This window comes from Methylobacterium nonmethylotrophicum (assembly GCF_004745635.1).
In the GTDB taxonomy this organism is placed as follows: Bacteria; Pseudomonadota; Alphaproteobacteria; order Rhizobiales; family Beijerinckiaceae; genus Methylobacterium; species Methylobacterium nonmethylotrophicum.
In genome coordinates, this window is record NZ_SRLB01000055.1 from 13641 (window position 1) to 27549 (window position 13909).

The following is a 13909-nucleotide window of genomic DNA, read 5'->3' on the forward strand; positions in this document are numbered from 1 at the left end:
ACTCTACGCTCTGCTGTGCGTTCAGACTTGGATCCGGTGTCGGGGGCAGTTCCGAGCGCGAGCACGGCCGGCGACACTGCGACAAGCCGGGCTGGTGAGGAAGGCGGTTGCAGGCGTACCATGGCGTGGATCGCACCCGCCAACCCGAACGCTGCTGAGGAAGGTTCGTCCGTGAGATCGCAGATGCCGAATGCCTACCACCACGCCCCCGTTGCCGGCCTCCTCATGCTCGCTCTGGCCGCACCTGGAGCGCAGGCACAGGGCGCGCGGGCTCAACCGCTGGATGCCTACGAGGCTGCGCACGGCGTCAAGGGCTCGCAAGTCGCGTCATTGATCACGCGCATCGTCGAGCGCCAGTTGCTGGCGATCCCGGGCGTGCGCTCCGTCCACGACCTGCACGTGCGCTCGATCAGCTCTGGCATCGACGCCATGAGCGCGCATGTCGTCGTGACCGACATGGCCGAGGCCGCGCGCATCCTCAAGGCGGTGCAGCAGGTCATGGCGGCCGAGTTCGACACGCGCCACGTCACCGTGCAGGTCGAGAACGAGGTCCTGCAGGAAGAGGAAAAGGTCCGGAAGACCTGAGTGCCTATCGCAGGCCACGGCCATGCCTTCCCGGATCGAGGACTATGCCCTGATCGGCGGCTGCGAGGCGGCCGCGCTCGTGGCGCGCGACGGCTCGATCGACTGGCTGTGCTGGCCGCGGTTCGACGCGTCCGCGTGCTTTCCAGCATCATAATTTGATCAAGTTCGCTTGACCGTACGCTGAGGCTCTGCCGAGGTCTAGTCGCAGACGCGAACCCGGCGGATGTAGGTTCCGCCATAAGCTCCGATGAAGCGCCGCCGCACGAGGTGACAGTCACCGCCGTAATAGGCCGGATAACCATACCCGTAAGCCGCAGGGTAGCCGTATCCGTAGTAGGCCGGGCTCGCGGCCAAAGCTCCGAGCGCAAAACCACCGAGCAGACCCGCTGCACCGTAACCGAAGTGGCCGTGGCGACGGTAGCCATAATGGCCTCCATAGCCCCCGTGCCCACCGTAGTAGCCATGGCGCAGCCCATGACCACCGAACCCGCCGTGACCACCGAACCCGCCGTGACCACCGAACCCGCCGTGACCACCGAACCCGCCATGACCACCGAACCCGCCATGACCGCCATGGTGCTGCGCAGCTGCCGGGATAGATCCCACAAAGCTACCGGTCAGCAACGCAAGCGCGGCGTAACCGGTGATACGGGCCACTCTGAACCTGACGTGCATGGCACATTTTCCTCATTGAGCATCACCCAGGGACATAGGTCATCTGCCGGATGGTAGCTCGCCGCACCCCTCTTGAGCAGGCCTGGGCAGTCGTGAATTAACGGCGGTGGCGCAGCAAGGTTCCCAGGGGTAGGAGTGGGGCATTGTGCCGATGCTTGGCTTCTGATCGAGTATCGTTGAACTATCATCGGGCGCAAATGGTCGTGGCTTGAGCGACACTCAAACTTCAGCTCGGGCAAGTGCTGGCGGGAGAGTGAGTCGCAGCTTGGCGATTCGTGACGTACAACGATGTCGGACAAACTGACGGCATAGCGGTCGCGCATGTGGCGCTGAGCACAAGACCAATGGCGCAGAGTCGGTCTCACTGATTCCGGCTTTGGGTCTTGAGGCAAAAATGTTCAGGATAATGCTGATGCGCTGCAAGCTCTCAAAGCACATCGTTGCCGCCGTGGCTCTCGCTGGCCTGACCGCCGTGCCCACGAACAACCTGGCAGCATCTTTAGATCTCGGCATGCTGACGCGATTGCTCGCGCCGGCCGGTCTCATGCTGATGGAGGGAAATGTCTGCGCCGCGCGCGATCCCTCCTTCCTGGCCGAGACGGCCGGCAAGCGGGGAGACCTTCGCTTCTACGCGCAGGAGGTGAAGAACGAAGTGTCAGCCAAGGGATCCCCGAGGATGAGGTCCTGCTCGTCCTGAGACAAGCGGCCGATGTCGCCAAGGCAACCGCGCTGACGGCCATCGAAGACTTACACTCCGACAACCCGGACGCCGAGCTGTCCGCCACCAATGGCTGGTGCGACACGATCGTGAGATCCCTCGTGTTGACACCCTGGGCTGCCTGGACTCGCCGACGACATCATGCGCGCACGACGAATCGGCATCGCAAGTGCCGTTCAGTAGCGGATTGTCGCGCGCAGGCCAAACACGGCCGCATTCCGGATCCGCCGCCCGTACGGGTCGCGCGGATTAGCGATGCCGCCACTTGGCCGGAACACGTACTGGAAGTCCGGCTGCACGGTAACGCCGGGCCCGAGGATGGCTTGGTAGCTGACCTCCAGCAAGGCCTCGCTGCTGCGCCTCGGGCTAGGCGCGCCACCGAACAGAAGGGTGTCGCGATCAAATCCTCGAGCGCTCTTCGAGATGCGCTCGACAGCAAAAGCTATGCCGATCGTATCGTCCGAACGGCCGGGCAGCAGACCCTTATAGCCGATCCCGGCATCGAGGTAGAGGTCGAGCAGATTGCGACCCGAGGGCGAACCGGACAGGCGCACGAACACGCTGGCGCCATCGTTCGGGTCGTCGGGCTCCCGGTAGATGGTCTGATCGACGATGCCGTAGATGCCACTATTGCCCCGGAAGCGGCGCGCAAGGCCGCTGCTGGATGGGTTCGCAAGCGAGCCTCCGCTCCGATCGAAGCGTGGGCTGCCGAAGCGACCGAAATGATGCCAGCCGCCGAGCGTCACGGTGCCCGGCTCGACGTTGTCGTCGGCCTCGAGGCCGTAGGCATACGCGGCCTCCGCGATCACCAGGGCAGGGTCGTTCGTGCGGAAATTCGTGCCGGTGCGGTTGCGCCGCTGCGGATCGGGGCGGTTGTCGGGGCGCAGCGGTCCCGCCGGGTCACCATCGTAGATGCCGGCTTGCAGCGAGAAATTCCGGTTCGGCACGTACTTCGCCCGCACGGCCGGAACGGCAAGCGGATAGATCGGTCCGCCGCTCGGAATGACGGAGGCCATGATGTTGGGCCAGCCGAAGGTCGAATTGAGGAACAGGGTTCCGGTTTGGCTGACCGCGAACTCCGTGTCGGTCGCGAGTTGGCCGACCCTGATCCCGAGTTGGCCGTCGAAAAACCTCTGCTCGACCCAGAGTTCGTAGAGGCGCGAGGATGGTAGCGCCTCGATCGCGCTGACCGACATGAAGTTGTTGACGAAATAGCGTGACAGGCCGGTGCCGTGAATCTGGTAGAGGTTGGTGTGGAAAGCCGCGCCGTGCCAACCCATCAGGGTGTCCAGGTCGGCATCGAACTGGAAGTCGAGACGGCCCGCGGCGATGCCGCCGCGCCGTGCGCCGCCGGTGACGTTGCCGAAGCTCTCGCCGACATAGGTGAGGCTATACGCGATACCCCTCGTCCTCAGGAAGCTGCGGGCACCAAATGGATCGCCGTACGGCTCCAGCGGATCCTGGATCGAGGTGTTCAGGTTAGCGGAAGGCCTGGCCGAGAAGTCGGGCTGCGCCACCGAGGTCTGGGGATCGTTGCCGGCACCCCCGGGTCGGCCACGGAAGTTCGGTTCGAACGCGATCCGTGCCGCCTCCTCGGGAGGCGTTTGGGCCCATGCCGCCTGGGTAGCCATAGCCAGGGCCAGCCATAGGACGAGGGGACGCTGCAAGGGCTGCATGGGGACGATCATTCTTGGGACACACGCCGCCGGCGCAGGGCAGATCCTCATGCATAGCCCCACTTTGATGACGCTACGCCAGTCGCTGGTCTGCCGTCCCGCACCAGTATCTTGAAGCTCATCGCCTCGGGCGCACCACCTGATCTCCTGCCTTACGGTCAAGATTTGCCGCCCAAGAACGCGATGCACAAATGGCCGAGGGCTCACTCGTCTACGCGCAGGGGTTGCCCGCTGTCGACTGGCAGGCGAGCCGCGATGACCTCCTGCCGCGTCGGCAGACTGCGCGTGTCCCAGCCACCCCCTAAGGCCCGGATCAGCGCAATGGCCGTGGTGAAGCGGCTGGCCTGGACCTGCAGTGCTGCGACGCGGTTGCTCAACTCCAGCGCCTGCGCGGTCACCACCGTGGTGTAGTTTTGTGTGCCCGCCCGGTACTCGTTGAGCGCGATCTCCACGGCGCGGCTGGCGGACGCCACGGCAGCCTGCCGCACCACCTGCTGCCGTGCCAGAATGCGCACTCCTGCCAAGCCGTCCTCAACCTCACGGAACGCCGTCAGCACCGTCTGCCGGTACATCGCGACGGCCGCCTCATAGGCGGCCCGCGCCGCCTGCTGGGCGGCCGAGCGGGCGCCGCCGTCGAACAAGACCTCCGTTGCGGCCCCGGTCACCGACCAGAACTGGTTCTCGGCCGCAAACAGCGCAGCGGTCGGATCGCCGGAGAGGCCCCCTGAACCCGACAGGCTCACGCTCGGGTAGAAGGCCGCCACAGCGACGCCGATCTGCTCGCTCTGCGCCTGCACCAAGCGCTCGGCTTGGGCCACATCCGGGCGCCGCTCCAGCAGCGTCGAGGGCACGCTCACGGGTATGCTGGGCGGCCGTGCGGCGAGTTGCCCGCGTGGGATCGTGATCTCCGAGGGAGGCCGGCCGCTCAGGACCGCGATGGCATGCGCGAAGGTCGCCTGGTCCAGCTCAACCGCGATGCTCAAGGCCTCGGTTGTCTGGAGCTGGGTCTGCGCGGTGATCACGTCCGAGCGGGCGGCGACACCGGCCGCGTACTGGTTCTGGGTGATCGCTAGGCTGCGCTTGTAGCCCGCGACGGTGTCGTTCAGGAGCCGCCGGAGCGACTCCTGATAGCGCAGCTGGAAATAGTTCGTGGCGAGTTCCGCTTGGCTCGTGAGGCGCACGAGCGCGAGGCCGGCAGCGCTGGCCTGAGCGGAGGCCGTGCCGCTCTCGATCTGGCGGCGAATGCGGCCGAACAGGTCGAGCTCCCAACTGGCCGAGCCTTGCAGGGTCAGGGTGGTCTCTGCCTCGTTGCCACTCCCGGATTGCCGGATGCTGGGTGCACCGATCATGGTCGGGAAGAGCTGGGCGCGCGCCTGCCGGACCACGGCTCTGGCCTGCTCGTACCGAGAGATTGCTTGGCGCAGGGTCTGGTTGTCGACGTCGATGGCGCGGATCAGGCCGTCGAGGACCGGATCGCGGAAGACCGACCACCAGTCGCCGCGCGGGACCGCGTCGCTCGGCCTGGCCGCCCGCCAACCTGGCTCAGGGGAGCCGGAGGCTTCCTTGAAAGCCAGCGGGGTCTCGGCCGAGGGACGCGCATAGTCCGGTCCGACGAGGCAGGCCGAGGTCAGGCCGGCAAGCGTCATCGCACCGACGAGGCGCAAGCCCAGCGCACCCATCACCTGCGGGGCCGCCGGGTGGCGGCTGGCGGGTCCTGGAGGGCCCCGGTGTCGCGTGTGGACCGGCCGGGCAACCTGACAATCTCGGCCATGACGTCCAGCGTCCTCCCTTGCATCAGCGTTCCGACCGTTGAGCACGGTCCACGCGGTGTTCGCCTCAATGGCGGCGCGCCACATCGCGGTTCGCCCGGATCCAGTGGGGCGAGAGGATGTCGCCCTCTTCGGTCACGATCCAGGGCCTCGCCTCCGAGTCGTGCAGCGCGTCCACAGCCGCGGAGAGCGCCTCGCGCAAGGTTGCGAACGCCCGGCCCTGTCGGGTCTGTGCCGTCCCTGCTCCAAGCCAGATCGTCAGCTCAGCCCGTTTGTCGAGGTCGTCGGCCGTCATGCGTGGCTCCTGCCGTGTTGCGCGGAGCTAACGCCGGCAAGTGGCATCCGTTGGGCGGGCATGTTGCGGCTGTGCGTCCGGTGTGGCCGCAAGCGCGAGCTGTCCGGCGGTCGCACATTCCGTTCAGGTGCAGTTCAAAGGCGCACGCCTAGCCTGAGGACACGACGACACGATGCCCGTGCCGTTCATCAGGAGACAATGCACATGACAGATGCGCCTCGCTTCGGAGCGGCCCTGACCGCCGGTCTGTTCGCCTTGGCGGTCGGTATCGGCTTCGTGTCGCTGTCGGACCCGGCCGCCGCTCAGGGTCATGGCTATGGCCAATCCCGTGGGCACGGCGGATCCTACAGCCGCCACGGCGGCTTCGGTCGGCCCGGCTATTCCGGGGGCCATGGACGCTCTTACGGCCGCCATGGAGGTTCTGGTCGCGGCTTTGGGTATGGAGGAGGTCACAGACGCTCCTCCGGCGGCCATGGCGGTTACGGAGGACAGGGCCACTGACCCTGCTTCGCTCCCAAGCGGACCATGCGCGCCACGGTCGGCGCGACCGAGCCGGTGTTGATGAGAGCGCCCCGGAACAAGGCAGAGCGGGGAGCGTCCGGTGAAAACGTGGCACGGCCGCCCAGCATCGTCGCGACTGCCGACGTCACGGAGGCGCCTGCTAGGTCCTCGCCGTAATCCAGAGTGTATCGGGATATCCGCTCGGCGTCAGTGAGGATCGGGATCCCAATTCGAACTTGAGCGTTAGTGCTCGCGGCTAAGACTAAGGGAGGTCGTGATGACAATGAAAATGCCTACGGTTTTGCTGTTGACCGCAGCGCTTACGCTCGCACCGGCGGCAGCCATGGCTCAGCACATTGACGTCAATCCAGGCGGGGTGCAGGTGCCGGGAGGCTCACACGGGCCCCACGTCGTGGAGGAGCACCGCGATGGCGGCCACCAAGAGCGCCGGGAAGGGCGCCACGAGGAGCGTCGTGAAGGTCACGAACGTAGCACGCACCATGAAGAGCGTCACTGAGGACGGCTGATCGGGAAGTCGGCAGATATTGCCCGCGCCGCGTACGCGATGTAAAAACAAGCTTGGTACCGGTGCATCAAAATATCCAATACCTGCGAGCTGAAACTAAGTTTTTGGACCACGGAGGCGGCGATATAAAGCGCGCGCCGCGTCCATGTAGTCCTGGTCCTGATTTTTGGCGCAGAAGGCTCGCAGGAAATCTACTTGCTCCTGCAGCGGAAAGGATGGAGGCGTGAGATCAAGTCCCTCGTCCACGCCCTGAGGAGCCCGGATAAGCGCTCCGCTCATGAAGCCCTGTGCCCATGCGAAGTAATCACGCTGAAGCGCAGGATTTTCTCCTATCTCCTGATTGAAGTGGGCGCAGGTCGAGGCGCCAAGGCCAACGATCTTGACGGTATCGGCCGTAGCAGGACTTGATAACAGAATGCCAATCGCCGACGTGACGCTCAGGATCGGAATACTCGTTCGGTTCATCTCATGATCTTGAAGTGGCGTTCATCGAACGTCAACCGAAGCGCCCCGCCCCGGCCCAGGTTTTTGCCCAGCCCCGCTCGAGCGCCCCGGCATACCGTAGCGCCTCAACCGTAATATCTACGTCAAGACCTTCCCACGAACGATCGGCCGTCGAGGCGATGGCATCGCAACGGCTCACTAGAGATGTTTGGTCCCGCTGTGTGGTGATACAACTGATGCCGCATGGAGGGACGCGCTATGGGACAGGTTCTCCACGGCAGTAATTACTCACGCCCGTAGTGGCTGTGTTCAGGCGCCGACGGTCTTGAGGATGGTGCCGAAGGGGCTGGCGCCTGTGAGGCGTGCGGTATCGACGACGGTTCGGATATCGGCTTCGCCCTCGGCGGCCCACATGGCGCGGTAGCCGTTGGTCATCTTCCGCTGGACGACGGTCGGGCGCAGCAGCCGTTCCGAGCCGTTGTTGGTCGGCTCGACCTGGCCGGGATGGGCGAGGAAGACCAGAAGTTGGTCGCGGGCGCGGCCGATCTTGGCCTGCAGACCGCGCGTCAGGTCGCAGCGGCTTGGTTCGGCGAGGATGGCGCCGAGCTGCCGCTCCAAAGTTCGGCGCTTGGCGGCCCGCGTCGAAGTGGCCAAGTCGGTGACGCGCTCGGCCAGCGCGAACACGGATTGCAGCCAGAGTTGCAGGCGCCAGGGCACAGGGTCGTCGCTGGTCTCGACGACGTAGGCGACGTCGCGGGCGAGATGGGCGAGGCAGGTCTGGTGCTGGGCCGCATGGCCCTGCTGGGCGGTGTAGCGGTCCGAGATCCAGACCGAGGGCCGGTGCCCATCCATCATCGCCCGCACCACGACGGCGCCCCGCGTCGGGGAGGCCGTGTGCACCACCGCGTCAGTCGAGTGGAAGACCCAGTGGTAGGCGTTGCTGCCTTGGATGCCCACGCCGGTCTCGTCCGACGCAACGACGGCGGCACGGCGCAGCATCGCGACGGCGGCCTCGCGACCGGAATGGAAGCGGCCCTGCGCACGGCGGAGCAGGTTCATCAGGCCGCCCTGGCTGAGCCTCAGTCCGAACAGGTCGGACAGCGCCGCCTGCAGCCGCTCGTAGGAGAGCGCCTGGAAGGTCTTGAGATAGGTCGCCACCGCATGCAGCCGTGGCCCGAACGGGGTGTCGCGCGCCGCCTCCGGCACCGGCGCGACCATCCGTGCTCCGCAGGACGGACAGTGCACGGCAAGACGCCGATGCTGCGTCACCACCGGTGCGACCTCCGGCAGCTCGATCCGCTCAGACAGGCTGACGACCTCGGCCGACAGCTCCCTGTGAAGAGCGCCACCGCAGCACGAGCAGCGGTCGGGGCGATGATCGACCACCGCATCGGGATCGTCGGTCATGACGCGGCTGTGACCCTCGTGACCAGGCTTGGCGCCACCGGGCCTGGATTGCTCGCGCCGGTCCTTGTGATCGGTCGCCGGCGGCTTCGAGGAGGTGCGCGAGGTCTTCTCCGGTCGCTGCAGCCGCAGCACCAGCTCGATCAGTTCCTCGCGGCTCAACCGCTCAAGATCGCTGCGGCCCATCCCACGAAGGAATCAGCGAAATCCAACCTGCGCAAGAGGGTGAGGTCCACGCGATGCGAGGCGAAGCGGCACGCGCCAACTCGCGCCCGGACATACCCCGTGGGTAATTACCTTCAAGGCGCATCGGCAAACTCCACCAGGGCTGCCACTCGCACCAAGCTTCGCCAGCTTCGGACAAGGCTGCACTCATAGGCCTTGAAGTGTAAGCGAAGCCTTCAGGCCACGGCTTTGAGGTCTTGCGCGCTGGCATAGGCCCAGGGCAGCAACTCGTCGAGGCGGCGGTTGGGGTGGCCCTCGGCGATGCGGGTGAGCACGTCGCTCAGGTAGGCGTGCGGCTCCACCCCGTTCAGCTTGCAGGTCTCGATTAGCGAGGCGATCACCGCCCAGTGCTGACCGCCGCCGTCCGAACCGGCAAACAACGCGTTCTTGCGCGTCAGCGCCAGCGGCCGGATCGCCCGCTCGACCACGTTCGAGTCGAGCTCGACCCGGCCATCCTCCAGGAACACGCACAGCCCCGCCCAGCGCGACAGCGCGTAGCGGATCGCCTCGGCCAGCCGGCTCTTCTGGCTCAGCTGCCCGAGCGTCTCACGCAGCCAGGGCTCCAGCGCCGCGATCACCGGGCGGCTGTGCTCCTGGCGCTGCGCCCGCCGCTCCTCGGCCGAGCGGCCGCGGATCTCCGCCTCGGTCCGGTACAGGCGCGCGATCCGCTCCAGCGCCTGCGTGGCGATCGGCGCCGGCCCGCCCTGCGCCAGCTCATAGAAGCGCCGACGCACGTGCGCCCAGCAGAACGCCAGCTGGATCCCGCCGCGATCCGCCAGGGCCTTGTAGCCGCCATAGCCGTCGACCTGCAGCACCCCAGCAAAGCCGCTCAGGTGACGAAGCGGCCGCTCGGCCGTGCGGTCGGGGGCGTAGACGTAGGCCACGCCGGGCGGATCGCGCCCGCTCCAGGGCCGGTCGTCCCGCGCATAGGCCCACAGCTGCCCCGTCTTGGTGCGGCCGCGCCCGGGATCGAGCACCGGCGCGGTGGTCTCGTCGGCAAACAGCTTGCCGCTGGCACGTAGCTTCTCCAGCAGGCGTTCGTGCACGGGGCGCAGCGCGAAGGCGGCGCGCCCGACCCAGTCGGCCAGGGTCGAGCGGTCGAGGCAGACGCCCTGGCGCGCGAAGATCTGCGCCTGCCGGTAGAGCGGGGAGTGGTCCGCGTATTTGGAGACCAGCACCTGCGCCACCAGCGCATCGGTGGGCAGGCCGCCCTCGATCAGGCGGGCGGGTGCGGGCGCCTGTACGACCGCCTCCTCGCAGGTCCGGCAGGCGTAGCGCGGCCGGCGGATCACCAGAACACGGACCTGCGCTGGTACCACGTCGAGGCGCTCAGAGACGTCCTCACCGATCCGGTGCAAGGTCCCGGCACAGCACGGGCAGACCAGGCTGGCGGGATCGACGACGCGCTCGATCCGCGGCAGGTGAGCAGGCAGAGCGCCCCGGTTGCGCCGTCGCTCGGCGACCCGCGTCGCCCGGCTGGCCGGCTCGATGTCGGCAGCAGCCAGCGTGGCGGCCTCGCCCTGCTCGGCCTCCTCCAGCCCCAGCAGCAGCTGGTCCTCCGGCAGGCTCTCGGCCCGCCGCCCGAAGCGGTGGCGCTGCATCGCCTGGATGATCTGGCGCAGCCGCTCGTTCTCGGCCCGCTCCTCGGCCAGCAGCGCCTTGAGCGTCTCGGGATCGTCCGGCGGAGGGGAAGCGGGGGCAGCCACGAACAAGATTAAAGCATAGTTCTCAGCCACTTGCGATGGCTGTGAGGCGTCCTCCGCACTCTGCCGCTCAGCCCGCGATGGCGGGGGTCACGACGGGGCGCAGGCCGTGAACGCGTCGCCAGTCCAGCCCCTCGAGCAGAGCCGAGAGCTGGGCGGCGGTCAGGTGCACGGTGCTGTCGCGAGGCGCTGGCCAGTGGAAGGCACCGCTCTCAAGCCGCTTTGCCACCAGAACTAGGCCGGTCCCATCCCAGAACACCAGCTTGATCCGGTCAGCGCGCTTGGAGCGGAACACGTAGACGCTGCCCGAGAACGGATCGGCGCCGATGGCGTCACGCACCAGGGCGGCCAGCCCGTCGACGCCTTTGCGGAAGTCGACCGGGCGGGTGGCCACCATCACCCGCACGGCCCCGCTGGGCCCGATCACGGCCGTGGCCTCAGGGCGCGGATCACCGCCCTGATCTGAGGCTCGCTGGCGTGAACGCCGATGCGGACCACCACGCCACCGATCTCGAGCTCGATCCCGGCGCCATCCGCTGCTCGCTCGGGCGAGCGCGTCGGTGACGGCACCAGTGGGAGAGCGGACGCAGCTGGCGTCGTCGCCGGCACGAAGGTCATCGCAGTGGGATCCCGCGCCGCTTCGAGGGCGCGGCGCGCCTCCCGGCGCCAGCCGAACACCTGCTGGGGCGTCACCCCGTGACGGCGCGCGATCACCGAGACGACAGCCCCCGGTACAAGGGTCTCCTCGAGGATCGCCGCCTTGGCATCCGCCGACCAGACCCGCCGCCCGCTGCCACCCGTGATCACCTCCAGGCGGCGCGGCTCAAATCTATGCTCAAGTCCAGACACAAGCCGATCCCCGCATCAAACCACGGACATCAGCATCGCGCCTCACCACGCACGACGGTAGGTGGGCTCGGAAGAACGCTTACCTTGAAGTCCCGGAGATGCGGATTGGAGTTTGAAGTGACAGGCGTCTATCTCTTTGATCTTGTGTCGCAGCAGGCTCGCTACCTTGCGGTCCGTCAGTCCATGATTGCTGGCAATGTCGCCAACGCGAATACACCGGATTACAAAGCGCGTGACGTCCTGCCCTTCGCCGAAGTCATGGCCCGCACGGCTACGGCTAGCCTGTCGACGACAGCAAGCGGCCACCTGAACGCAGCAGACCCACCATTTAGCGCAACGAAGATCAAGGCTTCCGATGCCTGGGACGCGCTTTCGACCTCAAGCTCCGTCAGCCTCGAGCAGGAAATGCTCAAGGCCAGCGAGGTCAGCCGAGACCATTCCCTGAATATAGCGATCACGAAGGCATTCGACCGCATGTTGATGTTGAGTCTGAAGGGCTCCTGACGATCTTTTCTTATCTTTCCCACAAATCTGGACAAGCGCTTTCTGAATGACCAGCGGATAAACTTGCGCGACGAACGCAGCAGCCGAGTGCGTGATGCGAGTCAGGCTCATCGGCGAGAGGCAACCAGACGAAACCAGAGCCTACCTTCCAGCCATGATTGAACTCGCACGGTATCCTTTTGAAGCGTTCACCTGCTCGACTGCATGATCTCACTGCTTCCGGCTGCGGACCAGGGCCATTCGGCCGATCCAGATGGGATGCTCCGATACGCGGCGCACGCCCGTGAAGCCCGCCTCCGACAGGAACTTCGGCCATGTCCCCGACGTATGGGATCTGGTCGCCTCCGCACCATAGAGCAGCTGGGTGATTCGCAAGATCACATCTTCTCGCGAGGCCTTCGGCCGGTCGATGTCCGCCGCTAAGACGATGCCGCCCCTTCGAACGATCCGACGAAGCTCTCGCAAGTTATTGATTTTGTCCTCCGGTTCAAGACCATGTAAATTGAGAACCAACATGGCCTTGTCGAACTGACCTGCACTGAACGGCGTTCTTCTCGCATCCTCGAACGTCATAGCTTTGTAGTTGGGTAAGTTCATGCTAGATGCGCGCTTGAACGCTTTCGCGATCCGACGCCGATTGAACTCCACCGCAGTGAATTCGGTGTCTGGGAAGCGATCCGCATAATACAATGCGCGCAAGGCGCTTCCAGGGCCACAGTCGAGAATGCATTCGCCGGGCCTTGGTACGAGTGCCTCCGAAAGTGGGACATACCATTTTGGGTCATCCAGAAGACAGGCATCGACCAGCATGCGGAAAGTCCCCGAGAGCCATTGGCCACGGACTTGCCGGCTGGCCGACACCTGAGTGTGTATGAGATCGGTTTGGCTCTTGGCATACAAGAAGCCTGTCGTGCTCTTGCCAGCCTGCACCTTCAGCATTCCCGTCGGGCAGAGAAGGGCGCTCTATCGGAGCAAATTTCAACGCCGGCGTCCGAGACCAGCCTCTCGACCTTGGCCTGCATTACCTTGCTCTGCTCCTCGGCAGCCATCCGTCGGTCGCACGCCGTCCAGAGATCCTTGACCTGATCGAATAAGCCTGTGCCCGTTGAACAGCGGGGTAACTCCGTGAAGCGCAGGGTCTCGCACTGGCTGAGCACGTTTGACTCCGCGCGCCGGCTGCTGTTGCCGATCTGAACATCGTTGAACAGGGTTTGGTTTACGGTGAGCGCCGCCCCACTCGGACGTGTGGTCTGCTTCAAGCCCCTGCCGGCCAGGTTCTTTCCGCCGACGAAACCCCTATGCCGGCCTGGACGGCCACGGTCGGGCGGTAGCCTGCCCGCACCCAGGCCATGGTCTCGTCGGTCGCCCGCACACCCGCGCAGCCCGTATTGGCCTGCGGATTGACACTGTAGACCCGCACGAGCGCTCTCCAGCGTCTCGGCCCGAACGCAGATGGCCGCTGCCCCGATCGCCGTCAGCGCGGCTAATCCCATGGCAACGGGCCGATGCCTCACCGGCAGCCCGTCTGGCACGAGCAATGCGCTCTGGAGGTGGCAATCGTCCTCCCTCTGCGAACTCGGGGCATGCGAACCGGTTCGGCGAGGCGGCATAGGCATCATGGGGTCGTCGCCTTGTGCAAGGCGGAGGTGTGAACGGTGGCAGGATGGCCCGCGCCGGCTTCGTGCGCCGCGGAGCATTTTTCGTACTGATCGCCGGTGGCGATCATGATCAGCCGCTTGCGGCCGCCATCGACGGAACGAACTGCCAGGAGCGTGTGTCCGCCGGACCAGACCACAGTCTCCGGTCTACCATCCTTGACGGGTTCGCCGTGGCGCCGGACCCCTTCCTGGTAGATGGGCTCGTAGCGTGCGGAGAGTTCGGCTTCCGGGAAGTCTCGGCTGACCCAGATGACCTGCTGCAGGCCTTCGTCCCGGCAGATCTCAAGGACGACCTGCTGCGTGTCCGGCCCGGAAGCCGGCGGCTGCCCATGAAAGTAGAACAGGGCCGTGATGTTGGCCTCCCGATCCGCCATAGA

At 66.0% G+C, this 13909-nt stretch carries 15 protein-coding genes and 1 pseudogene; 4 read left to right on the plus strand and 12 right to left on the minus strand.

The window, feature by feature from the left end; all coding sequences use genetic code 11:
• Window positions 1-183 precede the first annotated feature (183 nt).
• Window positions 184-585 (plus strand): cation transporter dimerization domain-containing protein, encoded by a 402-nt coding sequence (locus EU555_RS34005; RefSeq protein WP_048447844.1) that lies wholly within the window; start codon window positions 184-186, stop codon window positions 583-585.
• Between the two features lie 22 nt (window positions 586-607).
• Window positions 608-733: pseudogene (locus EU555_RS37380) on the plus strand (trehalase-like domain-containing protein); the annotation flags it as partial.
• Between the two features lie 50 nt (window positions 734-783).
• On the opposite strand, the gene EU555_RS34010 reads toward EU555_RS37380, so the two are convergent.
• Window positions 784-1260: a hypothetical protein gene (locus EU555_RS34010; RefSeq protein WP_083469524.1), complete on the minus strand. Its 477-nt coding sequence runs from the start codon at window positions 1258-1260 to the stop codon at window positions 784-786.
• A 412-nt stretch (window positions 1261-1672) separates the two neighbouring features.
• On the opposite strand from EU555_RS34010, the gene EU555_RS34015 reads away from it, so the two are divergent.
• Window positions 1673-1957: a hypothetical protein gene (locus tag EU555_RS34015; protein ID WP_135419744.1), complete on the plus strand. Its 285-nt coding sequence runs from the start codon at window positions 1673-1675 to the stop codon at window positions 1955-1957.
• Between the two features lie 197 nt (window positions 1958-2154).
• Here the strand turns inward: EU555_RS34015 and EU555_RS34020 are convergent, their stop codons facing one another.
• The 8 genes from EU555_RS34020 to tnpA all read right to left on the minus strand — a co-directional run bounded on the left by EU555_RS34020 (window position 2155) and on the right by tnpA (window position 11370).
• Window positions 2155-3654 carry a carbohydrate porin gene (locus EU555_RS34020; protein ID WP_091891686.1) on the minus strand — a complete coding sequence of 500 codons (1500 nt, stop codon included), beginning with the start codon at window positions 3652-3654 and terminating at the stop codon, window positions 2155-2157.
• A gap of 203 nt (window positions 3655-3857) precedes the next feature.
• On the minus strand, window positions 3858-5333 hold the full coding sequence (locus EU555_RS34025; protein WP_048447846.1) for an efflux transporter outer membrane subunit: 1476 nt from the start codon (window positions 5331-5333) through the stop codon (window positions 3858-3860).
• 157 nt (window positions 5334-5490) lie between these two features.
• A complete protein-coding gene (locus EU555_RS34030) occupies window positions 5491-5718 on the minus strand; it encodes a hypothetical protein (RefSeq protein WP_048447847.1) in 228 nt (75 codons plus the stop codon).
• 1123 nt (window positions 5719-6841) lie between these two features.
• A complete protein-coding gene (locus EU555_RS34040) occupies window positions 6842-7210 on the minus strand; it encodes a hypothetical protein (protein WP_083469526.1) in 369 nt (122 codons plus the stop codon).
• A 288-nt stretch (window positions 7211-7498) separates the two neighbouring features.
• Complete coding sequence (gene tnpC, locus EU555_RS34045; RefSeq protein ID WP_048447848.1) at window positions 7499-8779, minus strand: IS66 family transposase; 1281 nt, start codon at window positions 8777-8779, stop codon at window positions 7499-7501.
• A 215-nt stretch (window positions 8780-8994) separates the two neighbouring features.
• Window positions 8995-10524, minus strand: coding sequence for an IS66 family transposase (tnpC, locus tag EU555_RS34050; RefSeq protein WP_135419745.1), 1530 nt, complete (start codon window positions 10522-10524; stop codon window positions 8995-8997).
• 67 nt (window positions 10525-10591) lie between these two features.
• A complete protein-coding gene (gene tnpB / locus EU555_RS34055) occupies window positions 10592-10948 on the minus strand; it encodes an IS66 family insertion sequence element accessory protein TnpB (protein ID WP_135419746.1) in 357 nt (118 codons plus the stop codon).
• On the minus strand, window positions 10945-11370 hold the full coding sequence (tnpA, locus tag EU555_RS34060; protein WP_135419747.1) for an IS66-like element accessory protein TnpA: 426 nt from the start codon (window positions 11368-11370) through the stop codon (window positions 10945-10947). Before tnpA ends, tnpB begins: the two co-directional genes overlap by 4 nt.
• A 105-nt stretch (window positions 11371-11475) precedes the next feature.
• Between tnpA and flgB the strand changes: the two genes are divergently transcribed.
• Window positions 11476-11874, plus strand: a complete 399-nt coding sequence (gene flgB, locus EU555_RS34065; protein WP_210329328.1) for a flagellar basal body rod protein FlgB — start codon at window positions 11476-11478, stop codon at window positions 11872-11874.
• Window positions 11875-12084: 210 nt separating this feature from the next.
• Here the strand turns inward: flgB and EU555_RS34070 are convergent, their stop codons facing one another.
• The 3 genes from EU555_RS34070 to EU555_RS36545 all read right to left on the minus strand — a co-directional run.
• Complete coding sequence (locus tag EU555_RS34070) at window positions 12085-12813, minus strand: class I SAM-dependent methyltransferase (RefSeq protein WP_091889745.1); 729 nt, start codon at window positions 12811-12813, stop codon at window positions 12085-12087.
• Window positions 12807-13133, minus strand: a complete 327-nt coding sequence (locus EU555_RS34075; protein ID WP_135419748.1) for a hypothetical protein — start codon at window positions 13131-13133, stop codon at window positions 12807-12809. The genes EU555_RS34070 and EU555_RS34075 overlap by 7 nt, the downstream gene beginning before the upstream one ends.
• Before the next feature lie 356 nt (window positions 13134-13489).
• Window positions 13490-13909 (minus strand): threonyl-trna synthetase (locus EU555_RS36545; RefSeq protein WP_167858753.1); only part of this gene is annotated, 420 nt, incomplete at its 5' end.

What these genes read in the sequence shown, in the direction of transcription:
- EU555_RS34025 (WP_048447846.1), bottom strand. Translation starts at nt 5,333, where the DNA reads ATGGGTGCGCTGGGCTTGCGCCTCGTCGGTGCGATGACGCTTGCCGGC.
- EU555_RS34020 (WP_091891686.1), bottom strand. Translation starts at nt 3,654, where the DNA reads ATGCAGCCCTTGCAGCGTCCCCTCGTCCTATGGCTGGCCCTGGCTATG.
- EU555_RS34030 (WP_048447847.1), bottom strand. Translation starts at nt 5,718, where the DNA reads ATGACGGCCGACGACCTCGACAAACGGGCTGAGCTGACGATCTGGCTT.
- EU555_RS34015 (WP_135419744.1), top strand. Translation starts at nt 1,673, where the DNA reads ATGCGCTGCAAGCTCTCAAAGCACATCGTTGCCGCCGTGGCTCTCGCT.
- EU555_RS34010 (WP_083469524.1), bottom strand. Translation starts at nt 1,260, where the DNA reads ATGCACGTCAGGTTCAGAGTGGCCCGTATCACCGGTTACGCCGCGCTT.
- EU555_RS34005 (WP_048447844.1), top strand. Translation starts at nt 184, where the DNA reads ATGCCGAATGCCTACCACCACGCCCCCGTTGCCGGCCTCCTCATGCTC.
- tnpC (WP_048447848.1), bottom strand. Translation starts at nt 8,779, where the DNA reads ATGGGCCGCAGCGATCTTGAGCGGTTGAGCCGCGAGGAACTGATCGAG.
- EU555_RS34070 (WP_091889745.1), bottom strand. Translation starts at nt 12,813, where the DNA reads ATGCTGAAGGTGCAGGCTGGCAAGAGCACGACAGGCTTCTTGTATGCC.
- EU555_RS34040 (WP_083469526.1), bottom strand. Translation starts at nt 7,210, where the DNA reads ATGAACCGAACGAGTATTCCGATCCTGAGCGTCACGTCGGCGATTGGC.